The organism is Streptomyces sp. NPDC059788 (assembly GCF_042732265.1).
In the GTDB taxonomy this organism is placed as follows: domain Bacteria; phylum Actinomycetota; class Actinomycetes; order Streptomycetales; family Streptomycetaceae; genus Streptomyces.
This window is the reverse complement of record NZ_JBHWHY010000023.1, coordinates 64,766-87,896: the sequence shown is the minus strand read 5'-3', so window position 1 is coordinate 87,896 and position 23,131 is coordinate 64,766. Positions and strand designations below refer to the sequence as shown.

Below are 23,131 nucleotides of genomic sequence, written 5' to 3'. Positions count from 1 at the left end.
AAACCCCCCGGCCGGCCCAACACAACTGCCCGGATGGCCCCCAGATCCCACATCATTGCAGGTCAGATCGCTTGTTCCCGACACGCCGAACGGTCGGTGGCGGGGCCGTGCGCGGGGCGGCGCCACGCGGTGGAGTGGTTGACCCCATGGGCGGCCCCATGCGCCCCGGGGAGCCGATCGTGTGACGGTCTTTTCGCCGCGGTGATGCGGTGCCGGGAGGTACGTCCGGTCTGGCACCGTAGGGGCAGCGGCGGCCGGTGACCGCCGCGCCGGACCGCAGGAGCCCTTGGTGCCAGTCGTGCTCTCCGCGTTGTTCGCCCTGGTGACGGCCGTGGCCAACGCCACGGGCACGGTGCTCCAGCGGATCGCGGCCCGCAGGGTGCCGCCGGGCGACGCCTTCAGCGTCCGGCTGTTGCGGCACCTGCTGCGCAGCCCGGCGTGGCTGGGCGGGATCGCCGTCATCGTCGGTGCCGCGGCGTGCCAGGCCCTCGCCCTGACGCTGGGCTCGCTGTCCCTGGTGCAGCCCATCCTCGTGACCGAACTGCCGTTCACGCTGCTCTTCGCCTCCGCGGTGGCCCGGCGGCGGCTGCCCGCGATCGGCTGGGCGGCCTCGGTCATGGTGGCCGCCGGGCTCGGCCTGGGGCTGGCCGCCGCCGCGCCGTCCGGTGGCGGCACCGAGGTCGTCGCCGGGACGTGGGTGCTGACGCTGCTCGTCACCGGGGGTGCCATGGCCGTCTGCGTACTGGCCGCCCTGCCGAGGCCACGCGGCAAGGCCCGCGCCGCCCTGTTCGGTTCGGCCTCCGCGATCGGTTACGCCCTGACCGCGACGCTCATGAAGGCGGCCACCGACACCTTCGAGCGGGACGGCCCCGGCGCGTTCTTCGCCACCTGGCAGACGTACGCGTTCGTGGCGGCCGGGGCGTGCGCGCTCTTCCTGCTGGCCAACGCCATGGAGTCCGGCCCGCTGGTGGCTTCGCAGCCCGCCCTCACCCTGGGCGAGGCGCTGGTCAGCCTGGCTCTCGGGATCGTGGTGTACGGGGAACGGGTGCGCGCCGGGTGGTGGCTGATCCCGGAGGGCATCGGGGCGGTCATGGTCACGTGGGGGGTGGTGGTGCTGCCCCGGGCGGACACGGAGGGCGGGGAGGGTACGGAGGACGCCAAGGGCGGGGGAGGGGGCGAGTCCTCCGGCGCCTGATCCCGGGGCGGTTGGTTCGGGCCTTGATGGTTGGGCAGGCCTTCGTACTCGGCTGTCCGGTCCGGACGCCTGAACCGCCCCGGCCCGCGCCGCCCCCCCCCGCGAAGTGGCCGACTGGGCGGGCCCGGCTCCGCCGACGGAGCCGGGCCGTGTGCGCCGGGGTCAGCAGGTGCCGAGGTCCTGCCAGACGCCCCACTCGCCGGTGGCGCCGGGCTCCTCGCCCGTCGTCCACCACTTGGCCTTCCACGTGTGGCCCTTGTGGGAGACCTGCTGGCCGGCGGTGTAGACCGTGCCGGCGGTCCAGGGGGAGTCCGTGCACTGGCCGCCGCTCCCGCCGGTGATGGTCAGGGCGTACGTCGTGGTGTGGCTGCCGGCGGGGCCGGTACCGGTGACGGTGATGCGGTGGGTGCCGGACGTCGCCTTGGCGGTCGTGGCGAGGGTCAGCGTGGACGAGCCGCCCGCCGTGACGGAGTCCGGGCTGAGCGAGGCGGTGACGCCCGCGGGGACGCCGCTGACGGTCAGGTCCACCTTCTGGGGCTCGCCCGCGGTCACCGCCGTCTTGACCGTGGTGGTGGCCGTACCGCCGGCGCTCACCGATCCGGAGGCGGGCGCCGCCGTCACCGAGAAGTCGTTCTGCGGGGTCGTGGAGCCGCTGGTGAAGGGGGCGAAGATATGGGTGAAGTCCCAGGTCTGCTGCTCGATGCCGGAGCAGTTGTCGGAGGCCGGGCCGCCGGGGCAGCCGCCGTTGTCGCGCTGGAGCGCCCAGAACGACAGGGTGTTGATCTTCTTGGTGGTGGCCCAGTTGTAGACCTGGCGGGCGTTGGCCAGGGTGAAGGTCTCGGCCGGGCCGAAGTCGTCGACGCCGGGCATCTCGGTGACGCCGATCATGCTCCAGAGCTGGGCGTCGCTCTTGTCCGGGTAGAGGCGCGCGAGTTGGTCGTGCAGGCCCTGGGCGGCGGTCTCGGTGTCGTTCGCCATGTTGTGGGTGGCGTTGTCGTAGTAGTCGAAGGTCATGAGGTTGACCACGTCGACCCGGGTGCCGTTGCTCACCGCGTTCTTCAGCAGCGCGACGCCGTTGGCGGCGGGGCCGCGCGTGGTCGTCGGCAGGGTGTAGGAGATCTCGATCTTCCGGCCGTTGGCGGCCGCCCAGTCCTGGACGAGCTTGATGGCCTTGTTGCGCCGGTCGATGCCCGCGGTGTTGTCCAGCGCGTCGACCTCGATGTCCATGTCGAGCCGGCTGATGTCGTAGGTCGTGATGACCTTCTCGTACGCGGCGGCGATCTGCTTGACGTCGGTGCAGCTGTCGGCGATCTCGGTGCCGGTGGTGTCCGCGGTGTACCCGCCGAACGAGGGGATGACGTCGCCGCCCCTGGCCTGGATGGTCTTGATGTCGTCGCCGAAGGTGGCCGGGGAGATCGGCATGGAGGTGCTGCCGTTCCACAGGGGGGTGCAGGAGCCCTTCGTGGCCGTCTGGATGAACGCCATCGTCAGGTGCTTGGCGCCCGACTCGGCGGCCATCGCGGCGGGGCTCTGGCCGGTCCATGCCTCGAAGTAGGGGGCGAAGACGTGGGCCGGCAGAGGCGTCGCGGCCGACGCGGCGCCGGTGCCGGTCGCGGCGAGGCCGAGCGCGGCGAACGCGGTGACGGCGGCGGTGAGGGCCGCACGCAGGGAGGGGATGCGTCTCATGTGTGTTGTGTCCAACCGATGAGGGGGATGACCACTGATCCCGGGCGTGCCGGGGATCGGGAAGAAATTCCTCCAAGGGCAAGAGCATGTCAATGGTCTGGACCAAGATGGGACTAGACCAATTGCGTTCTGTGGGCCTGGTGCGAGGCGTACGAGGGCGGAGCCCGGGTGCGGGGCGCCGCGGCGGACCCGTTGGCCCGGTGGGCGTCACAGGCCCGGCGGACACCCGGCCCCGCGAGCGTCCGCATACGAGTGGCGGCGGCCCGCATGGGCAAGATTTTGCCGACGGCGGCTCACTCGGGACGCCGTCGCGCCGTACGCTCAGGCCGGCTCACGACCCGTACAGAGGGCCGGAGTCGGGACGTGGTGGGGCGCCGTGCCGGGTGGCCGGTGCGCACCCCGCACCGCGCCGGACGGCGGCCCGTGGAGGACGTGATGATCACTTGGCGTCGGGTCACCGAAGACGACTTCCCCCTCCTGCGGCGCTGGCTGGCGCAGCCGCACGTGGCCCGCTGGTGGAACCACGAGACGTCCGCCGAGGCGGTGGCGCGCGACTTCGGCCCCGTCGCCAGGGGAGAGGAGCCCTCCGAGGACCTGCTCGCCCTCCTCGACGGCCGCCCCCTCGGCCTGGTCCAGCGGTCCCGGTTCGCCGACTACCCCGACTACCGCGCCGAGTTGGCCGCCGTGACCGAGGTGACCGGCGAGACGATGACCCTCGACTACCTCATCGGCGAACCGGAGCAGGTCGGACGCGGACACGGCCCGCGCATGATCCGGGCCGTCGTCCGTGCGACCTGGCGCGATCACCCGTACGCCCCGGACATCCTGATCCCCGTACCGGTCGCCAACCGGGCCTCCTGGCGCGCCTTGGAGAAGGCCGGGCTGCGCCGTGCCGCGGAAGGCGAACTCGAACCGGACAGTCCCGCCGCCGGCCGCGCGCACTACGTCTACCGTGTGGCGCGGCCGGGGGAGACGGGGAAGGCGCGGTCAGCGGCGGGCCGGTGACGGGTCGGGCAGGTGGCCGAGGAAGTCGAGCAGGGCGGCGTTGACCTCGGCGGGCCGTTCCTGCTGGGTCCAGTGTCCGCAGCCGGGGAGCACGATGCTGCGGTGCAGCTTCGGCGCGACCGTCTTCAGCGACGCGAGGAGTTCGTCGATGCCCCGCAGCGACATCACCATGTCGCGGTCCCCGGCGACGTACAGCGCGGGCTGGTCGATACCGCGGCCCTTGAAGGCCGTCAGGAGTTCGTTGTTCCGCCGGATGTTGCGGTACCAGTTCAGCGGGCCGGTGAACGCCCGTTCCCCGTGCCCGGCGTAGTCCTGCGCGAACGCGTCGATGTCTTCCGGGGTGAGCCAGGCGGGCAGGCGCTCCGGCTCCGGTACGGAGTCGATGAGCGTCATGCCGTCGGGAACGACCCAGGGGCGCGGTGTGGTGTCGCCGGGCCTGTCGCCCGATCCGCTGGACAGGATGCGGCGGAACGTCGACGCCGGGTCGCGCCCCAACTCCGCGTCGGCCACGCCCGGCTGCTGGAAGTAGATCTGGTAGAAGCCGTCGCCGTAGTGCTGCCGCGCGGCCTCCGGCGGCGCCATCCCCGCGGGCAGTACGGGCGGCACGCTGAGTCCGGCGACGGCCCGTACGACGTCGGGGCGGAGCATGGCCGTGACCCAGGCGACCGGCGCGCCCCAGTCGTGGCCGACGACGACGGCCTGTTCCTCACCGAGCGCGTGGATCAGGCTGATCACGTCGCCGGCCAGATGCAGCAGGCTGTACGCGTCGGCGTCGCCGGGCTGCTCGCTGCGGGCGTACCCCCGCTGGTCCGGTGCCACGACCCGGTATCCGGCCGCGGCCAGCGGGCCGAACTGGTGGCGCCAGGAGTACCAGCTCTCCGGGAAGCCGTGCAGCAGCAGGACCAGGGGCCCTTCGCCCTGTTCGGCGATGTGCAGCCTGACTCCGTTGACTTCTGCGTAGCGGTGCTGGGCGGTGACGGTCACGTGTCCTCCGGCATCTCGTCGCGCCGATCGCGGAAACCGAACGGTTTCCGTGGGGGGAACGGTAGACCGTTCGGTTTTTCGGGGTGCGGGCGGGGGTGGCGGCCGGGGTGTGTTTCCGGCCGTTCCGGGGCGCGGACCCACGGGGTGAGCGCGATGGCGCCGTGCCCTTGACGGGTGAGTTCATCTACGCAACTCTCATGGCCGGGGGCGTAGGCCGGGGGAAACCTGGTCCACACAGGGCCAGTCGGAAGAAGGGCTCCGCTCGACCACATGCCCACGGCCGCGGCCATGACGGCGACCACCAGCACAGAAGGGTTGACCGAGCGATGGAGTGGACAGGCGCGCGTTACGCGGACGGGCCGACGGCCGAAGTCGCGCGATGGATCGACGCCCCGCCCGACGCGGTGTGGGAACTGGTCCGTGACATCCGGCTGATGCCGGGCCTGAGCGCCGAACTCCGGTCGGTGCGATGGCTGGACGGCGCGACGGGGCCCGCCCTCGGCGCCCGCTTCGAGGGCTGGAGCGGGCATCCGTCGCTGGGGGAGTGGCGGACCACGTCGTACGTCGTGGAGTACGAGCCGCCGCGCACCTTCGCCTGGGCCGTGGAAGACCCCGAAAACCCCGCCGCGACCTGGCGGTTCACGCTGGAGGCCCGGGACGGCGGCACCACCTTGCGCCAGTGGGTGCGCCTCGGGCCGGGCAGATCGGGACTGTCGCGCGCGATCGACCGGATGCCGGAGAAGGAGCAGAAGATCGTCTTCGTACGGCTGCGGGAGTTCGAACGGAACATGGCCGCCACGGTCGAAGCCATCGGCCGACGGGCCGAGGACGCCGGAAGGGCGGGTGCGTGATGCGTACGGCGACGACGGTCGAGGCGTCGGCGGGGGCCTGGCGGGAGACCGTCGACTTCGTCACCGAGGCCGAGAGGCTCGGGATGGACATCTGCTGGGTGGCGGAGGCCTGGGGCGCCGAAGCGCCGTCGCCGCTGGGCTACCTGGCCGCGCGCACCGAACGCATACTGCTCGGCTCCGGCGTCATCCAACTCGCCACCAGGACGCCGGTGGCCATCGCCCGGACGGCGCTCACCCTCGCACACCTCTGCGAGGGACGCTTCCTGCTCGGCCTCGGCCCGTCCGGGCCGCAGGTGATCGAGGGGCTGCACGGCGTCCCCTTCGCCCGGCCGCTGGCGCGGATGCGGGAGACCGTGGACATCGTGCGGCAGGCGGTCGCGGGCGAGAAGATCGCCTACCAGGGGCGGGAGTTCACGATCCCGCTGCCCGGCGGCGGTGGCACGCCCATGCGGCTGTCGCTGCGCGCCGAGTACGACGTGCCGGTCTACCTGGCCACCCTCTCGCCGAAGACGCTGCGGCTGACCGGCGAGGTCGCGGACGGCTGGCTGGGCACCAGCTTCGTACCCGAGGCCGCCCGGGAGGCGTACTTCGACCACCTGGACGCGGGCCTCGCCGTATCCGGGCGGACCCGCGCCGACCTGGACATCTGCCAGGGCGCCGAGGTGGCCTTCGTCGACGACGAGGACGCGCTGCGCGCGATGGTGGCCGGACGCAAGAAGGAACTCGCCTTCAGCCTCGGCGGAATGGGCTCCGCCACGACGAACTACTACCACGACGCGTACAGCCGCCAGGGCTGGGCCGAGGTCGCCGCCGCGGTACGCGAACGCTGGCGGGCCGGCGACCGGGACGGCGCGGCGAGCCTGGTCACCGACGAGATGGTGCTGGCCACGACGCTGATCGGCACCGAGGACATGGTGCGCCGACGCCTGCGCGTGTGGCGCGACGCGGGGGTCGACACCGTCCGCCTCTACCCGGCGGGCACCACGCTGGACGCCCGGCTCGCCACGCTGGGCAGGGCGCTGGAACTGGTACGCGAGGTCGGCGACGCGGCGTAGCGGGGGCGGGCCGGGACCGGCAGCGCACGGTCAGGGCCCGGTGCCGCGCCGCCGGACTCCGACCGACCCCACCGTACCGGCATGCACAGACCGATCGGTTTCCGCCGTCCACGCAACGCGATAATCTCCCCGCATGTCCAGTACAGGCAAAGCGTCCACCCGGGACCGGCTGCTCGACGCTGCGGCCGAACTCTTCTACCGCGAGGGCGCCTCCATCGGGGTCGAGACGCTGTGCAGGACGGCCGGGGTCTCCAAGCGCTCGATGTACCAGCTCTTCGACAGCAAGGACGAGGTCTTCGCGGCCAGCCTGCGGCGGCGCGCCCCGGCGTACGAAGAGCAGCTCGCGCTCCGTACCGTCGACGCGGGCCCACCACGCGCACGCATCCTCTACGTCTTCGAACGGCTGGAGAAGCTGGCGGCGGCCACCGACTACCGAGGCTGCCCCTTCCTGGCCGCGCAGGTCGAGCTCAAGGACCCGGGGCACCCGGCGAGCATCGTCGCCGAGGAGGTCAAGCGGCACCTGACCGACGCCTTCCGCGCCGAGGCCGAGCGCGCCGGGGCACGCGACCCGGAGCTGCTGGCACGCCAGCTGACCCTGGTGTTCGACGGCGCGAGCGCCCGCGCCGGAGCGCGGGTGGAGAGCCTGTCCGGCCTGGCCGTGACCACGGCCGCCACGCTGCTCGACGCGGCGGGGGTGGCGTAGCCGGCCGCGCCGCCCAGGGGCGCGCTCAGCCCCGGAGCCGGGCCGCGATCCCGTCGAGGACGCACTCCAGCCCGTCCGCGAAACTCTTGTCGCGCGTGCCGCTCCGGTCCTGGTCCCGCTGCGCGGCGTACAGCGCGCGCAGGCGCGGATACGGCTTCACGGCTTCTTCGGCGGCCGGCCACAGGCGGTCGGTCCACTCCTGTTCCCCGCGTCCGCTGCGGGCGAGCGTCGTCAGGAACGCGGCCTCGCTCGTCGAGACGCCGATGACGTACGCGACCATCGTGTTCAGGGCACGGTCGGCGGCCGGCAGCGAGAAGCCCCCGCCTTCGAACACGGCGAGCACGGCATCGTTCAGCCGCAGCATGTTGGGCCCGAGGTAGGACACTCCCGACTCGCCCAGCACGGACGCGATCCAGGGGTGCCGCAGCAGCGTCGCACGCATGCTGTGCGCGTAGGCGGCGACGGCCGTGCGCCAGTCGGCCGGGCCGTCGGGGTCCGGTGCCTCGATCTCGCCGTGCACCTCGTCCACGACCAGCTCGATCAGCTCGTCCTTGTTGGCCACGTGCGAGTACATCGAGGTGGCGCCGGCGTTCAGGCGGGTGCCGAGTTTGCGCATGCTCAGGGCGTCGATGCCCTCGGCGTCGAGCAACTCCAGCGCCGTCGCGACGATCTGTTCCCGGCTCAGCGCCGGCTGCTCCCGCCGTGGCCGCCGCGGGCGGGTCCACACCGACAAAAAAGCCTGCTCATCGGCCGACATGCGGTCTCCTCGTCCTCGTTCCCCTGCCCGCACAGTGTACGGCTTTACGTTCGCCGTGCGAGGACCGTACAGTGTGCGGAGCGCCGCACAGTGTGCGGCGAGTGCCGGTGAGTCGTGCGCTCCGCACGGCCCGGACCGTCCCGGAAGGCGAACTCCCATGACCTCGGACCGATTCGACGCCGCCCGCTGGCAGGCCCGCCTCGACGAGCTGCGCGCCGCCCACCACGTACCGGCCGCCTCCCTGGCCGTACTCACAGGCGGGGACATCCACGAGATGGCCAGCGGCGTGCTGCACCGCGGCACCGGCGTGGAGGCGACGACCGACTCCGTCTTCCAGCTCGGCTCGGTCGCCAAGGTGTACACCGCCACGCTCGTCATGCAGCTCGCCGAATCCGGCGCCCTGGACCTGGACGCCCCGGTCGTGAGCGTGCTGCCGGAGTTCGCCACCGCCGACGCCGAAGCCACCAAGACCATCACCACCCGTCAGCTGCTCAGCCACACCAGCGGTCTGACCTGCGACTTCACCCTCGACACCGGCCGCGGCGACGACTGCCTGGCCCGCTACGTCGAGGCCGCGCGCGACGTGCCGCTCGACGGCCCGCCCGGGACGTTCTCGTACAGCAGCGTCGGCTACAACGTGCTGGGCCGCCTTGTCGAGGTGCTGACCGGCCAGGTCTGGGACCAGGCGCTCAAGGACCGGCTCGTCGGCCCGCTCGGGCTCCGGCGCACGATGACGCTGCCCGAGGAGGCGCTCGCCTTCCGGGCGGCGATGGGCCACATGGGACAGTCCGGGCAGGACCCGGACCCGACACCCGCCTGGGACCTCATGCCGCGCTCGGCGGGCCCGTACGGCCGGGTCGTCGCCGGCGCCGCCGACGTCGTACGGCTGGCGAAACTGCACCTCGACGGCGGACTCGCCCCGGACGGGGCCCGGGTGCTCGCCCCGGAGACCGTCGCGGCGATGCAGCGCTGGGAGACCGACTGTCCCGACCGGTGGTCGGTCTCGTCCGACGGGTGGGGGCTCGGCTGGTCGCTGTACGACTGGAACGGCACCCCGGGGTACGGCCACGACGGCGCCTCGGTCGGACAGTACGCGTTCCTGCGCGTCGTCCCGGAGGCAGGCGTGGCCATAGCCCTGCTCACCAACGGCGGCAGCGCGCGCCGGCTCTACGACGCGCTGCTCCGCGAACTGCTCGACGACCTCGCCGGTGTACGGATGCCGGAGCCCTTCGCCCCGCCCGCGCAGCCTCCCGTGGTGGACCTGACGCCGTACCTCGGCACGTACCGGCGCGCGGGCGTCATCATCACCGTCGCCGAACGCGACGGCTCGCCGCACCTCACCTACGCGTTCGTCGAGGGAATGGCGGACTTCCACCCGCCACTCGAAATGACCCTCGTCCCGGTCACCGAAACGGTGTTTGCGGCCAAGGGCGGCGACTCCTCCGTCAGCGAGGACTGGATGCCCGTCGTGTTCGCCACCCTGCGCGACGGCACCCCCTGCGCGTACTTCGCCATGCGGGCGGCGCCGAAAGTCCGGTAACCGGAGCGCGGGACGAAAACGGCGTCCGGATCACGACGGGCCGACGGGCCGGATCATTAAGGTGCGCTGATGACCACCGACCCGACCACCCTCCTGGAGAGAACCGGCCACCGGGACACGGTTTCCGGCCTTTCCGATACTCCCCGGAAACTCAGACCCCGCCTTTCCGCGTCCTGCTGGCCGCCCCTGTTATGTTTCGCCGTGACCTGCGCACTGGGCCTCCAGGTGTGGCATACGGCAGGTCTGGGCGGATTCGACCTCGGGATATTCGACCAAGGCGTCCGCTCGTACGCCCACTTCGAGCTGCCGCGCTCCGAAATAAAGAACTTCCACCATGAGTTCCCGCCGGCGGTGTCCCTCCTGGGGGACCATTTCTCGCCGATTCTCGCTCTGCTGGCTCCGCTGTACTGGTTGTGGGACGACCCTCGGACGCTGATCCTGGCGCAGGGCGCGTTGTTCGCCGCCGGAGTGCCCGTCGTCCGGCGTATCGCCCTCCGTTGCTTCGCCCATGCGGTCCCGGCGGTGCGCGCCCGGGCCGCTCTCCTGGCCGCCATTTCCTACGCGGTGGGCTGGCCGCTGCTCGTGGCGGCCCGCAACGGTTTCCACGAGGTCGCCTTCGCGGTGCCGCTCACGCTCCTCATGCTGGAACGCGGCCTCGCCCGGCGCTACGCCGCAGTAGGAGTCTGCGCTGTTCTGCTGTGCCTGACGAAGGAGGACCTCGGGCTCGTCGTCGGCGCGTACGGAGCCGTACTGCTGTGGCGCAACCGGCGCGGCGGCCGGCGCGGTGGCCGGCTGACGGGCGTGGCGCTCCTGGCGCTCGGGCCGGCGATCGCAGCGCTTACCATCGGCGTTCTGATACCGGCGATGGGAGGACCCCGGCAGTACTACTGGAGTTACGGCGAACTGGGCGGCTCCTTCGGCGGATTGGCGTGGCGGGCCCTGACCGATCCGGGCGCGTTCCTCGCCGTGGCGTTCGGCACTCCGGTGAGAGCCGGGCTGATTCTGTGGCTCCTGGCGACGCTGCTGTTCCTTCCGCTCGGATCGACCACCACGCTGTGCGCCGTTCCGCTGATCGCCGAGCGCGTCCTGTCGGACAACCCCAACCACTGGTCCGTCATCCACCACTACGACGCGTTTGTCTGGCCGCTCCTGCTGACAGCGGCGGTGGAAACCGCCGCGCGACTGCACCGGGCGGCGCAGCGGAAAGGCGCGGCGCACCGGCGAAACGCGGCCGTGGGACTGGTGCTCGCGGCGACGCTCAACGCGGCCATCGCATGCTTCTTCGGCCTCGGCACGCTCTTCAGCCCGCAGCACTGGGCGCCTTCCGCGCGCGCCCGGCATCTCATCGAAGCCGCCGGCCGTATCCCGGACGGCGCGCTGGTGGAGGCGGACAACAACGTGGCCGTACGGCTGACGGCACGCACCCGTACGGTGATTCTGGACGGCGCCCCGCGCGGCGCCGATTACGTCGTCCTGCAAACAGCGGAGGCCACCTTTCCGTTTACCGCGCCCGCGCAACTGAGGCAGCGCCAGGAATTGCTGCTCGCGCACGGATACCGCCGGATCTGGTCCCAGGGCAACACCACGCTATTGCAGCGGACGGACAGCGAAGTCGCCGTCCCCGGAACGCGCGTTCCCGGGGCGGGCAGCATCCCGGTGAAAGAACGGCCGAACCCGTTGCTTGGCAAGAACCTTTTCACCGGCTGACCCGTGCGGCCTCCCGGCCGGTACGCTCCCTGGATGCCGAATCGGTTGCTCTTTGTGGTGCTGGCCGGGCACGGACACGTCAATCCGACGTTGCCGCTGGTCGAAGAACTCGTGCGGCGCGGCCACCGGGTGGACTACGCCACCTCGGCGGAGTTCGCCGACGCGGTGACCGGTGCCGGTGCGCACTGGGTGGAACTGCCGTCGATGCGACCGTTCGCGACGCCGCCGGAGATCGGGCCGGACACCGTCGCCCGGTGGCTGCGGCACGCCTTCTCCGCGCTGCGCGTCACCTACCCGGTGCTGCGCGCGCACTGCGTCGTCCGGCCGCCGGACCATATCTGCTACGACGCGATGAACTGGCCGGCGCGGCTCGTCGCCGAGCGGCTCGGTATACCGGCCGTGCGTACCGTTCCCAATCTCGCCTCCAACAAGTCGTACTCGATTGCCGAGCAGTTGACCGCCGGGCTCGGGCCCGGACACCCGGTGCTGGACGCGCTCGCCGCCGACTGCGCGGAGTTCTCCGCGGAGTACGGCGTCGGGATCGACATCGACGGCACGCTGGACGTGACCGAGCGGCTGAACCTCGTCTTCGTGCCGCGCGCGTTCCAGCCGGCCGCCGACACCTTCGACGGGCGGTTCCACTTCCTCGGCCCCGCGATCGGGCGCCGTGAGCAGGCCGGTTCCTGGTCGCCGCCGGAAGCCGGGATGCCGGTGGTGTACGTCTCGCTGGGCTCCGTCTTCACGGGGAGCACCGCCTTCTACCGCACCTGCCTCGACGCCTTCGCCGACGGGCCCTGGTACGTGGCGATGACCGTGGGCGACCTGGACCCCGCCGAGCTCGGCCCCGTCCCGCCCACCGTCGAACTGCGGCCCCGTTTCCCGCAATTGGCCGTACTGCGGCATGCCGCCGCGTTCGTCACCCACGCGGGCATGAACTCGACCCTGGAAGCGCTGTACCACGGAGTCGGCCTGGTCGCCGTCCCGCACACGCCCGAGCAGACCGCCAACGCCGAACGCGCCGCGGAACTGGGCCTGGCGGAAACGCTGAACGGCGACGCCGTCACCGCCGAAGCCTTGCGCTCCGCGGTCACCCGGCTCACCTCCGACGCCGGCGTACGCGCCCGCCTGGACGCGATGCGCGACACCGTCCGGGGGTGCGGCGGTGCCGCTCTCGGCGCGGACCTGATCGAAGGGCTGCGCTGAGCTCCGGCGGGCAGATCGGCCGCCGGCACATCCGTCGCCGGCCGGGTACCGGCTCAGGCACCGGCGCGGCGACGGTTCGCGCCCACGTGACGGGCCGGCCGGGCGCCGGGCGTGAGCTGCGTGCGCCCTCCAACGCGCTCCCTTAACCCCCGGTGTAGGGGCACCCGATGGGTGTACTGCCCACTGCACCCGACCGAGGTGATTGCTGTGCCCCATGGGGTCGTCAAATGGTTCGACCATGAACGAGGCGCCGGCCTGGTCGCCCAGTCGGGCGGGGGGCCGGACGTTCTGGCCTACCGCTCGGCGATCCAGGGCGACGAACCGGCCCGCACGCTGCTGTCGGGGGAGTGCGTCTCCTTCAACCTCGTCGAGGACTTCGAGGGCATCCGGGCGGAGAACATCTACCGTCTCCCGGGCCGGGACCGTTCCCCGGCCTGACGGCGGACCCTTGCGCACGGGCCCCGCTCCGGCTCGCACGCCCCACGTGATCGTTTGCTCAATCATGCGTAGACAGATCAGAAAGCGGCAAGGGCCGCGCCAGTCGCGTCCAAATGCGAACAAACCTGATGAGAGCGGAGGGTACATGCTCCAATATCCGCACCCTCGCGGGCAAGGGACCGCGGGGGACGGCGGGGACGTGTCCGAGCCGGCTGCGGGTCCCGTGACGTGAAGTCGCCACTCCTGTCGCCCGGGCGTGGATGCGTCATGCGAAGTGAGGCACCGATGACGTCGATGGAGTCCCCGCGGAACGCCGCGGGCAAGCAGGAACCGTTCCGGGAACTGGTGGAGTGCTCCCAGGACGCGATTCTGATCAAGACGGTGGCCGGGCGGGTCACGTTCTGGAACGAGGCGGCGCAGCGGTTGTACGGGTATCAGGCGCGGGAGGTGCTGGGGCGGCACATCGGGTTGCTGATTCCGCCGGATCTGAAGGACGAGGAGGCGGACCTGCTGGAGCGGGTCGGCCGGGGCGAGCGGATCGAGCACTACGAGACGCGGCGGGCCACGAGCGACGGCCGGGAGCTGGACATCGACGTGACCCTGTGGCCGATCCAAAGCCGCGACGGCGTCATCACCGGCGTCTGCTCCACGATGCGCGACATCACCGAGCGCAGGAAGGCCGAGCGGGAACTGGCCGACCTGTACGCGCAGCAGCGGCACATCGCCCTGGCCCTGCGTCTGATGGGCGCCTCCGAGCAGATCCCCGGGGCCCGCGCCGCCACCCGCTACCTGCCCTCCACCCAGGGGCAGGGCGTCGGAGGCGACTGGCTCGACCTGATCGACCTGGGTGCCGGACGGGTCGGCGTGATCATCGGGGACGTCATGGGCCGCGGCCTGGACGCCGCCGTGGTCATGGGTCAGCTGCGCTCCGCCGCCCGGGCGCTGGCCCTCGCCGGGACGCCGCCGTGCGAGCTGATCCAGACGCTCGACACCTTCACCCGCGGCCTGCCGGAACAGTTCGTCACCTGCACCTACCTGGAGGCCGATCCGGCGCTGGGCGAGGTGACCGCCTGTTCCGCCGGGCACCTGCCGGTCTGGCTCATCGCACCGGACGCGCAGGTCAGCGCGCTGCCGGTGCCGACCGGCATCCCCCTCGGCGTGGGCGGCGTACCGCACCAGGAGGTCCGCCTGCCCCTGCGCGCCGGCACGACGCTGGCCCTCTACACCGACGGCCTGGTGGAGACGCCCCACACCGACATCGACACGCAACTGGACCTGCTGACCACCACGCTGGGGGAGGTCTTCGCCACCACGGCGGACCTGGAGGGTGCCGCCGACCGCGTGCTGCACGCCCTGCTCCCGGGCACCGCCACATACTCCGACGACGTCACGCTCCTGCTCGTCGGTTTTCCCACCGCCCCGCTCGACACGGCCGCCATGGGCCTGACCGGTGAGCCGTCCTCGGTTCCGCGGGGACGTCACTTCCTGCTCCGTACGCTGCGGCTGTGGGGCCTGGCCGCGCTTGCCGACACCGCGCTGCTGCTCGCGTCGGAACTGCTGACCAACGCCGTCCTGCACGCGCGGGGGGCGCTGACGCTGCGCGTCTGGTACAGCGTCCGGGAGCTGGGTGTGGAGGTCCTGGACGGCAGCAGCACGCCCCGGCCCCGGGCCCGCCTCGCGGACAACGCGGAGGAGAACGGCCGCGGTCTGATGCTCGTCGAAGCGCTCGCCCACGCCTGGGGAACGCGCCCCGGCGCGGTCGGCAAAACCGTCTGGTTCACCCTCCTGACGGCCTCGGGCCGGACTGCCGGCGCCCAGGAGGGCGACACGGTACCGGGCGCGTGCGACGGGCGGGGGGCGGCGGCCGAGGGGAGCCCGCCACCCGAGGCTGCGCTGTCCGGGTGATCGTCACGGCGGCGCGCATGGCGGCCTCCGCGGTGGGCAGTATCGACTCGCTTCGTTCCTCGGGGAAGATGAACGAAGCGCAGGCGGGCCGGGGTCGTTCGGCGGCAACAAGCCGGTGACGACGGCGCCCCGGCCCGCCCCTTGCCGCCTTGGGGCGCGTGGGCCGAGAAGGACTCGCCGCGGTCGTCACGGCCGAAGGCCGGCTCCCACCGTCACCGTCGTACGGCGGGAACCGGCCGGGTACGGCGCGGTGCGGGCGGATCAGCGCCAGAGCTGATGACGGTTGGAGCCGCCGGCGCACGGGATGGTGCGCAGGCCGAACTCACTGTCGTCCAGGCACTTGTTGGTGGCCTGGCTCTGGAAGGAGATGGAGTCGGAGCCGTGGTGGGTCACGAACCAGCTCTGTTCACGGGAGGAGTTGCAGGGACGGGTGGCCAGGACCCGGCCGTCGTCGTACAGACAGCGCTGGGTGTTGATGTTCCTGAACTGGAAGGTGGCGTCGTTCCACACATGGACGTTCCACTTCTGGAAGTCCATGCCGTTGCAGCCGAAGCCGCGCAGGCCGTAGGCGAGACTGTCGTCCAGACAGGAGCCGGTGGCCATGTTCCCGAAGGTCTGGACGGAGTCGGCCAGGAGGGGCGCCTCGGCGGCGGAGGCGGTGGGTGCCAGGGCGCTGCCCAGCAGGACGGCGGAGGACAGGACGAGGGCGGAGCGGGTACGCAGAGTTGCTGCCACAATTCCTCATTTCCGCGGTGGCGTCGTTCGGGTGCCGATGAGCCGGGCGGCGTCAGCAGTTCATGAAGTCCCGGCGCACCCAGTAGCGGTTGCCGTCGCCGCCCCAGAAGGTGCCCTCGTTCCACCAGATTCCGTCGGCGGGGTTGTCGCCCCACCTGCCGCCGGTGATGTCGAAGCCCTGGCCCTTGTGCACCTGGCCGCGCGAGGTGTAGTTGACGCCGGGGCCGGTGCGGTAGTTGACGTTGTTGCCGTTGATGAAGCAGGTGGCCGCGGGGCGGGGCGGTGCCTTCTTCTCCGCCGTCACGGGGGCGGTGTGGCCGCTCGTGGCGCTCGCCGACGTGGGGGCCAGCAGCAGGGCGGCGGCCGCGGCCGCCGTCGCCGCCGCGGTCAGTGCGCCGCGCCGGGGTAAGCGGGAGCCGAAGGTCATGCGGATCGCCTTCTCTCGGTCGGGTGATACCGGGTCGGTCGTGACTGAGCGTGCTGTACGGGGCCAAAGCGCCGCTATGGGTAAAAGTGCGCATTGACCGGCGAGGCTCCTGGGGGCGCGGTGAACGCGCGGTACGGGCGTGGCCTGATCGTGCGGATCGGCCGTGGCCAGTGCTTGAGGAAAGGGCTCCGGCGGGTTGCCATGGTGCGCGTTCGCCGGTGCGAGGACGGGAGGCCACACGTGGGGTACGGGGCGGGGCGGGACCATGCGCGGATGCTGGAGCTGGCGGTGGCCGTACTGGAATCCCCGGACGTGGACCGTCCGTGGCCGCTGGTGCAGGCGGAGCTGGCCCGCGTACTCCAGTCGTCGGCGGTGGCCATGTCCGAGACCCACTGGCAGCGGCGCGAGGGCCGGGTGCTGACGTGGATGCCGTCCATGGGGCCGCGGCAGAACCTCACGGCCCTGGTCGTACGGCAGGTGCGGGCGGGTGTCCCGTTCTCCGCCTACTACTCCACCGGCGCCGACTCGACTCCGCTGACGGCGGCCCAGATCAGCGGGGAGCGCGACTGGCGCAACAGCGAGAGCTACAGCATCGCCCGGGAGACGCTGGGCGCGCACATGCTGGCCATTCCGCTGCCCGCGCCGGCCGGGGTGGCCCGCGGCTTCGTCATCCACCACTGGGAGCGGGACTTCAGCGCGGCGGAACGCGCGTACGCGCGGCGCATCCAGCCTCTCCTGACGGGCATCGACCGCCATCAGCAGCATCTGCGGCGCTGGCGTGCCGCGCAGGACCCCGCCACCGGCCCGGCCGTCCGCGACGCCGTGACGGCCCTGCGGCTGACACCTCGCGAGGTCACCGTGCTGCATCTGCTCGGCCGGACGCTCACCGCGGCGGCCATCGCCCGGCGGCTGGGCATCTCGCCCCGTACGGTGCACAACCACGTCCGCAACCTGTACCGCAAGCTGGGCACCGCCGACCGCCTCGCCGCGGTCATGCGCGCCCAGCAGCTGGGGCTTCTGCCCCCGAGCCGGGCGGCGGCGCCCGGCAGCGACCACCGTCTCGCGCGCGTCGGCGGCGACGAGTGCGGCTGGTGACTGTCGGTGCAAACGAAGCGTTCACAATAAACCGTTGACACTGCTTCGTGGTGAGTGCAGGCTGACCGCATGGCATCGACCTTCGAGCAGCACGACGGACCCGGCACCGACCCCTTCTCCCTCCCGGACGCGCAACAGGCCCGCGCGCGGCGGGTGCACGCCTCGCTCTTCCGGATCGCGGAGCGGCACGCGGCCACCGAGGAGCAGCGCAAACGGCAGACGCATCCGACGGTCCTCGGGCCGCACGAAGCCGTACGGCTGGTGTCGTTCCTGATGAGCGGCGCGGCCCGGCCGGCCGAGGGCGAACCCGAGGTGGACCACGCGGACATCACCGCGGCGCTGAGCCTGCTCCCGCTGGTCCGCGGCGAGCTGGACGAACTGGAGGCCGGTCTGCTGCGGATGGCGCGCGGGCGCGGCATGACCTGGCCCGAGGTGGCCTTCGGGCTGGGGCTGGGCACCCCGCAGGCGGCCCGGCAGCGGTACGAGCGGCTGGCCGGCCGCGTCCGAGCGGAGGGCGAGACGGGGGAGGATTAGCGCAAGGAGGAGCTGTGGCGGCAGGTTCGGGCGGGAACTCTCCCTAAAGGCCGGGGGCCTGCACTAACCTGACGTGTCATCACAAGCGGTACGGTCGGTGAAGCCTCGGGGGGCCCGTGCCTGACGATCTCGGATTCGACAAGCTGCTCGACGACGACGGCTTGCTCGCCCGGCTGCTGGGCAAGACCCGCGCCGGGCGCAACCGGAAGCTGCTCCACGGCCCCGACCTGCCGGTGGTCCTGCTCGTCGGCGGGCCGGGCATGGGCAAGGGCCGGCTCCTCCACTGCGTACGGGACGAGTTCGGCCGCCACGTACCGACGGCGCACATCGACTGCGGCCTGACGGTGTACCGGGAGCAGGCGGAACAGCACCCGCAGACGCGGTCCGTGACGACCGAGGTGCTGCGCGAGGTCGCCCGGCAGTTCGGCGCGTGGCAGGGCGACGGCGGAGCGGTCGCCACCCCGCGGCTGTACGCGGGACTCGCCGCCGTCGCGGCCGGCGACCCGCTCGCCGACACGGCCACCCTGGTGAGCGAGGTGCAGCGGCACGACGAACTGCTGCCGCGGGGCTCCTTCTGGCGGGGAGTGCTGAACCGGGCGGGGCGAACCTACGTCGGCGTCGTCGCGGGCCTGGTGGCGCACCCGGGAGCCGTACCGTTCATCAACGCCGTCCTCGACGAGCTGCTCGCCCGCACCTCCCAGGAAGGCAAGGCGCTGCTGGCGGCGTGCTACGGCGAGTACACGGGCGCGGGCGGACACCCCAAGCTGGGACTGCACTCGCTGGCGTCCCACTTCCAGCAGGGCGGCGAGGCCCGCGAAGTCGCCGAGGGCTTCCTCTTCCGCGCGCTGCGGCAGGACATCGAGGCCGCCTACGTATCGCTGCTGGGCCGGTTGTCCCGGGCCGGGCGCCCCGCCCTGCTGCTCGACCACGCGGACAACGCCCTGGGCAGACGGCTGGTCAGGCCGGTGCTGGAGGACCGCGAGCGCGGACACCACGACCGGCTGGTGGTGATGGCGACCGCGCGGCGGGAGGACGGCGGACGCTTCCTGTACCACGCCGGCGACCGCGGCGGTACGCAGGACGACGCGCCCGTCAGCTGGCGGCCCTCCGACGGCGGCCTGCCACGGTGGAGCCGTCCGGCCGGTGGCGTACCCGGCCTGACGCCCCTGTCGCGGGGCGTCCTCCTCGTCCGTATGCCGGTGCTCACGCGCGACCAGCAGTCGAAGGAGACGGCCCGCTTGCAGGTACGGCGGGCGCGGGGCGACAACGCGGCCCAGCTCCGTATCGACAGCGGCATCCACCGGCTGAGCGGCGGACGCCCGCTGTTCGTGACCCGGCTGGGGGAGGCGACGGCGTCGCTGATGTTCCGGGAGCCCGGCGACGGCACCGACTGGGCGCTGCTGGACGCGCGGGTGCGCGCGGGGGAGGACACCGAGGGCCGCTCCGTCGCGGAACTCCTGCTGGACGACCTCGTCGACCGGCAGCCACCGGAGGAACTCCCGCCGGAGCAGCGCGGCCACTGGCTCGACCTGCTCAGCCATCTGTCCGTCGCGCACGACGCGGAATGCGCCCAGGTCCTCATGCGCGAGGTGCAGGCGGGCCGGGACGAGCGCCTGTCCGCGTACCGGATCGCGGAGCTGCTGCGGGACAGCGGCTGGCCGCACTGCCCCCGGCACTTCATCGGCGACCTCGGCCTGCGCCGCCTGCTGATGCGCCGCCTGTACCGCCTGCGGGCGGACGGCGCGGCCTGGCACGCGGACCAGACCCTCCTGTGGGACCACTACCGCGCCCTGGAGGACGACACGGCCGACGAACTCTTCGGCACCGCCGCCGCACACGGCATGCACCACCACCTGGCGGTCGGCGACGCCGACACCGTCACGGACTACCTCGACCGCACCTTCCTGACCCGCAGTGCGCGGGTCTGGTGCGACGAACTGCTGGCCGTCGCGGAGGCGCCGCTGCTCGGCCGCGCCGACGACCGGCGGGCGCGGGCACTGGGCGAGGCGGAGGTCGCCGGGGACGTGCGGCGCAAGCGCATCGACCGGCTGCTGCACGCTGTACGGCTCTGCGAGGACCGTACAAAACCCCTCGACGAGGCCGTGATCGACACCCTGCCCAAGCTGCTGGAGCGGCTGGGGGAGGAGCCCGCGGCCGGCGCCGGCGCGCTGACCCACACGGCCCGCGAATGGAGCGACCGGCTCACCGGAAAACAGCCGCTCAGACCGTGCACGTGCACGAGACACATCGGGTGAGGGAGGGTGCGGCGTTGCTGAACTGGCTGTACAACACGTTCTGGGCCACCTGGATGCGCAAGGCGTTCACGGTGCTCGTCGTTCTGGCCGTGGTCGTCCCCGCCGCCCTCTTCCTCCCCGCGAGGATCGGCGCGCCCGACCGCTGTGCCGAGGGGGTCGTGCAGAGCGAGGGGGAGTGCATCGGCGTCAACGGCTCCGGCTACGACTTCGGCACGCCCGAGATCCGGCAGGTGACCGAGGCGATCCGCAAGGAGAACGAACGGGTCGCCCAGCAGAAGAACAGCGTCACCGTCGCGATGATGCTGCCGCTGCAGCCCAAGCTCGCCGCCGAACGCAAGCAGCTCCGCAGCGAACTGCAGGGCGCGTACCTGGCGCAGTACCGGGCCAACCGCATGGAGAAGACCCCGCAGCTCCGGCTCGTCCTGGCCAATCCCGGCGCCGACTACGCGCAGCAGGAAACGGTCGTGGACCGGCTCGCCGGGATGGCGGACTCCGAGCGCGACAACCTGCGGGCCGTCACCGGCTTCAACCTCAGCCTCGGCGCCACCAAGCAGGCCATCGCGCGGCTGACCGGCGAGCTGAAGATCCCGGTGCTCGCCAGCCGGGTCAGCGCCGACGAGATCGCCAACCCCGACAACCGCAGCGGCCGGCTCCCGTTTCCCGGACTGGCCCGCATCATCCCCACCAACCGGCAGCAGGCGGACGCGCTCGCCGACTTCCACGGCGGGCTCCGGGACGCCGAGACCGTCCTGGTCAAGGACATCCGGCCGCACGACATCTACGACGAGTCGCTCGCCAAGGCGTTCAGCCGCCCCGAACCGGGGCCGCCCGGCCCGAAGGACCAGGAATTCGAGTCGCCGAGCATCACCGAACCGGGGGACACCGGCAACGACTTCTCGCTGATCGGCCACAACATCTGCGAGTCCGACGCGAAGGTGGTCTATTTCGCGGGCCGGCCGGTCCACCTCCGGCTCTTCGCCCTGAAGCTGGCCGAGGTACCGTGCCACGGGAAGAAATACACCATTGTCAGCGGCTCCGGCGCGGCGACCCTGGACCGGTACATGAGCGAAGCCGACTGGCGGAAACTGCAGGGTGGTGACGGGGAGAGCGCCACGATAACCGTGCAGTACGCGGCTCCGGCCCACCCGGACGCGTGGGACGCGGCGCTGCGTACGTGGGAGAAGGAACGGCAGGCGAGCACGGGCCGGAAGCCGGCGGTCGCGGACCGGCCGGCCTATCTGACCGACCCGCGCAAGGAACTGCAAGAACTCCGCGGCCTCATCGACCAGGGGACCGCGGGCGACATCGGTCCCGTACAGCTGGAGGATTCCCGGACGATGCTGGTCCACGACGGGGTGCGCACCATAGCCGAGGCCGTGTTCCTGGCGAACGCCCAGGCCGCGGGGTCGATACCGCCGCGGGAGCGGGTCGCCGCCGAGTGGCCGCGCCTGGAGGCCGCGCACCGGGTGCGGGGCGCGAGCGGCTGGATCTGTCTGACCAACGGGGGCAACGCCTACGACAAGCCGGTGGCCGTGGTCCGGCTGGATCCGCGCACCCGGAGGGTGGCGTTCGTGGGGCTGGGCTGGCCGGAGAAGAAGCCCCAGCCGGCCGACTGCGTCGTGCCCAGCGGGACCGGCTGAGATGGGCGGTCACCTCGGCCGGAGCGCACCGCAAGGCTCCGCGGACGCCGTGCACTCGGTCCCGGCGAATGTCGTGGGCATGTCCCCCGTGTTCACCGACCCCCTGTGGCGGACATCCTTTCGCCCGAACCCGGTGGAACGCGACCTGCTGCGCACCGAACCGCTGCGACGCCTGCACTTCGTCGCGCACGGCGGGGCGTCGACGCTGAGCACCTTGCAGTCGTACTCCAGGCTCGAACACTCCCTCGGAGTGCTGGCGCTGGTCGCGCACTTCCGCCCGGAGGACGAGCTGCTACGGGTCGCGGCGCTGCTGCACGACATCGGACACCTGCCGCTGAGCCACACCTTCGAAGGCACCTTCGGTCTCGACCACCACGCGATCGGCGTGCGGCTGCTGCGGACCGACCCGATCCGCCCGGTGCTGGAGCGCCACGGGATCGGCGCCGGGGCCGTCGTCGCGGCACTCGGCGGACAGCCGACGTCGCCGCTCACCAGCCGCCCCGGCCTGCTGAACCTCGACCACCTCGATTCGTACGTGCGCAGCGGACGTGCCGCCGGGTGTCTCGACACCGACCCGGCCCTCCTGCTGAGCCGGCTCGTCCTCGACGACGGCGTGGTGTCGGCCGACCGCCGGACCGCCGCCTCACTCGTCGGCCTGGTGTGCGCGGAAGCGCGGCTGCACACCTCGTGGGACAACGTGGGCCCGGTCTCGGTGGTCCGGCGCCTGGCCCGCCGACTGCTCGACAGTACGGACCTCGCCCCCGCCCGGCTCGCCCGCATGACCGATCCGCAGCTGTGGTCCGCGTTCGACGCCTGTGCCGGCACGCGGGCGGAGAGCGCCATGGTCCGGTACGAGCCGCACCGGTTGCAGGTCATGACCGCGGACGGTCCTCCGGACGGTTCCGGCTGGGACTTCCGCCTGCGCAAGATCTACCGCTCCGCGCCGCTGGTGGAGGGGCGGCGGATCGAGGTGGCCGCACCCGGGCTGGCGGAGGAACTGGACGCCCTGGGCGCGCTGCCCACCGCGTTCCGTGTCCGGTGGAACTGACCGCCCGGTTCCGCATTTTGTCGGAACGTCGTTCCACCGGCACCCGTCCATGAAATGCCTTCCCGTTCCCTCGTTGGGACGGGCTGCCGGTGGGCGCGGTGTGGCGCGGGCCGGACCGGGAGAGGCTGCTCCGAGCGGGTCCGGGATTTCCGGGAGTGATATGCGGGCGGATACGGGAGCGGAACAGGCAGTGGGTTCGCTCATATCCTTCGCTGCCGCCTCGGCTTTTCTTTCCGGGGGGCCGGGATGGTCGTGCGGGTGAAGCGCCCGCGGCCGTTCGGTGCTGGTCCTGCCCTGCCGCGCACCGTTGAGTGGAGAGTGACGACGTGACTTCGACTGCTTCCGATGCCGGTGTCCGGGCCGCGCAC

Annotated in this window: 20 protein-coding genes; 15 read left to right on the top strand and 5 right to left on the bottom strand. The window is 72.1% G+C overall.

All coding sequences use genetic code 11. The annotated features are described in order from the left end of the window. Window positions 1–289: 289 nt before the first annotated feature. A complete protein-coding gene (locus tag ACFV57_RS21210; protein WP_385234328.1) occupies window positions 290–1,195 on the top strand; it encodes a DMT family transporter in 906 nt (301 codons plus the stop codon). Window positions 1,196–1,357: 162 nt separating this feature from the next. On the opposite strand, the gene ACFV57_RS21205 is transcribed toward ACFV57_RS21210, so the two are convergent. Then, window positions 1,358–2,881 carry a glycosyl hydrolase family 18 protein gene (locus tag ACFV57_RS21205; protein ID WP_385234325.1) on the bottom strand — a complete coding sequence of 508 codons (1,524 nt, stop codon included), beginning with the start codon at window positions 2,879–2,881 and terminating at the stop codon, window positions 1,358–1,360. 435 nt (window positions 2,882–3,316) lie between these two features. Between ACFV57_RS21205 and ACFV57_RS21200 the strand changes: the two genes are divergently transcribed. Then, window positions 3,317–3,886, top strand: a complete 570-nt coding sequence (locus ACFV57_RS21200) for a GNAT family N-acetyltransferase (RefSeq protein ID WP_385234322.1) — start codon at window positions 3,317–3,319, stop codon at window positions 3,884–3,886. Here ACFV57_RS21200 and ACFV57_RS21195 read toward each other — a convergent pair. Continuing rightward, window positions 3,869–4,870: an alpha/beta fold hydrolase gene (locus ACFV57_RS21195; protein ID WP_385234319.1), complete on the bottom strand. Its 1,002-nt coding sequence runs from the start codon at window positions 4,868–4,870 to the stop codon at window positions 3,869–3,871. The two genes, ACFV57_RS21200 and ACFV57_RS21195, sit on opposite strands and share 18 nt — an antisense overlap. Window positions 4,871–5,196: 326 nt before the next feature. On the opposite strand from ACFV57_RS21195, the gene ACFV57_RS21190 reads away from it, so the two are divergent. From ACFV57_RS21190 to ACFV57_RS21180, 3 genes are all read left to right on the top strand, one after another. Beyond that, window positions 5,197–5,721 (top strand): SRPBCC family protein, encoded by a 525-nt coding sequence (locus ACFV57_RS21190; protein WP_385234316.1) that lies wholly within the window; start codon window positions 5,197–5,199, stop codon window positions 5,719–5,721. Then, window positions 5,721–6,776 carry an LLM class flavin-dependent oxidoreductase gene (locus ACFV57_RS21185; RefSeq protein ID WP_385234313.1) on the top strand — a complete coding sequence of 352 codons (1,056 nt, stop codon included), beginning with the start codon at window positions 5,721–5,723 and terminating at the stop codon, window positions 6,774–6,776. The genes ACFV57_RS21190 and ACFV57_RS21185 overlap by 1 nt, the downstream gene beginning before the upstream one ends. Before the next feature lie 133 nt (window positions 6,777–6,909). Continuing rightward, a complete protein-coding gene (locus tag ACFV57_RS21180; protein ID WP_385234310.1) occupies window positions 6,910–7,479 on the top strand; it encodes a TetR/AcrR family transcriptional regulator in 570 nt (189 codons plus the stop codon). 25 nt (window positions 7,480–7,504) lie between these two features. Here ACFV57_RS21180 and ACFV57_RS21175 read toward each other — a convergent pair whose 3' ends face one another. Then, the gene (locus ACFV57_RS21175) at window positions 7,505–8,236 is read right to left on the bottom strand and encodes a TetR/AcrR family transcriptional regulator C-terminal domain-containing protein (RefSeq protein ID WP_385234307.1); all 732 of its coding nucleotides are present in this window, start codon (window positions 8,234–8,236) and stop codon (window positions 7,505–7,507) included. A gap of 157 nt (window positions 8,237–8,393) precedes the next feature. On the opposite strand from ACFV57_RS21175, the gene ACFV57_RS21170 reads away from it, so the two are divergent. From ACFV57_RS21170 to ACFV57_RS21150, 5 genes are all read left to right on the top strand, one after another. After that, on the top strand, window positions 8,394–9,776 hold the full coding sequence (locus ACFV57_RS21170) for a serine hydrolase domain-containing protein (protein WP_385234304.1): 1,383 nt from the start codon (window positions 8,394–8,396) through the stop codon (window positions 9,774–9,776). Between the two features lie 69 nt (window positions 9,777–9,845). After that, the gene (locus tag ACFV57_RS21165) at window positions 9,846–11,483 is read left to right on the top strand and encodes a DUF2079 domain-containing protein (protein ID WP_385234301.1); all 1,638 of its coding nucleotides are present in this window, start codon (window positions 9,846–9,848) and stop codon (window positions 11,481–11,483) included. Between the two features lie 33 nt (window positions 11,484–11,516). After that, a complete protein-coding gene (locus ACFV57_RS21160; protein WP_385234298.1) occupies window positions 11,517–12,686 on the top strand; it encodes a macrolide family glycosyltransferase in 1,170 nt (389 codons plus the stop codon). A gap of 207 nt (window positions 12,687–12,893) precedes the next feature. After that, entirely contained in the window at window positions 12,894–13,124 is a 231-nt protein-coding gene (locus ACFV57_RS21155; RefSeq protein WP_385234295.1) for a cold-shock protein, read from the top strand. Between the two features lie 267 nt (window positions 13,125–13,391). Next, window positions 13,392–15,029, top strand: a complete 1,638-nt coding sequence (locus ACFV57_RS21150) for a SpoIIE family protein phosphatase (protein WP_385234293.1) — start codon at window positions 13,392–13,394, stop codon at window positions 15,027–15,029. A 261-nt stretch (window positions 15,030–15,290) separates the two neighbouring features. Here the strand turns inward: ACFV57_RS21150 and ACFV57_RS21145 are convergent, their stop codons facing one another. Together ACFV57_RS21145 and ACFV57_RS21140 are read right to left on the bottom strand one after the other, a co-directional pair. Beyond that, on the bottom strand, window positions 15,291–15,764 hold the full coding sequence (locus ACFV57_RS21145) for an RICIN domain-containing protein (RefSeq protein WP_385234291.1): 474 nt from the start codon (window positions 15,762–15,764) through the stop codon (window positions 15,291–15,293). A gap of 52 nt (window positions 15,765–15,816) precedes the next feature. Further along, window positions 15,817–16,191 carry a hypothetical protein gene (locus tag ACFV57_RS21140; protein ID WP_385234289.1) on the bottom strand — a complete coding sequence of 125 codons (375 nt, stop codon included), beginning with the start codon at window positions 16,189–16,191 and terminating at the stop codon, window positions 15,817–15,819. A 273-nt stretch (window positions 16,192–16,464) separates the two neighbouring features. Here ACFV57_RS21140 and ACFV57_RS21135 point away from each other — a divergent pair, with 273 nt between their 5' ends. The 5 genes from ACFV57_RS21135 (at window position 16,465) to ACFV57_RS21115 (ending at window position 22,763) form a co-directional block, all read left to right on the top strand. Continuing rightward, the gene (locus ACFV57_RS21135; protein WP_385234287.1) at window positions 16,465–17,286 is read left to right on the top strand and encodes a response regulator transcription factor; all 822 of its coding nucleotides are present in this window, start codon (window positions 16,465–16,467) and stop codon (window positions 17,284–17,286) included. A 69-nt stretch (window positions 17,287–17,355) separates the two neighbouring features. Then, window positions 17,356–17,820: a DNA-binding protein gene (locus ACFV57_RS21130; protein ID WP_385234284.1), complete on the top strand. Its 465-nt coding sequence runs from the start codon at window positions 17,356–17,358 to the stop codon at window positions 17,818–17,820. 116 nt (window positions 17,821–17,936) lie between these two features. Next, complete coding sequence (locus tag ACFV57_RS21125; RefSeq protein WP_385234281.1) at window positions 17,937–20,075, top strand: hypothetical protein; 2,139 nt, start codon at window positions 17,937–17,939, stop codon at window positions 20,073–20,075. A gap of 14 nt (window positions 20,076–20,089) precedes the next feature. Beyond that, window positions 20,090–21,715 carry an ABC transporter substrate-binding protein gene (locus ACFV57_RS21120; protein WP_385234278.1) on the top strand — a complete coding sequence of 542 codons (1,626 nt, stop codon included), beginning with the start codon at window positions 20,090–20,092 and terminating at the stop codon, window positions 21,713–21,715. A 79-nt stretch (window positions 21,716–21,794) separates the two neighbouring features. Further along, entirely contained in the window at window positions 21,795–22,763 is a 969-nt protein-coding gene (locus ACFV57_RS21115; protein ID WP_385234275.1) for an HD domain-containing protein, read from the top strand. The last annotated feature ends 368 nt before the right edge of the window (window positions 22,764–23,131 follow it).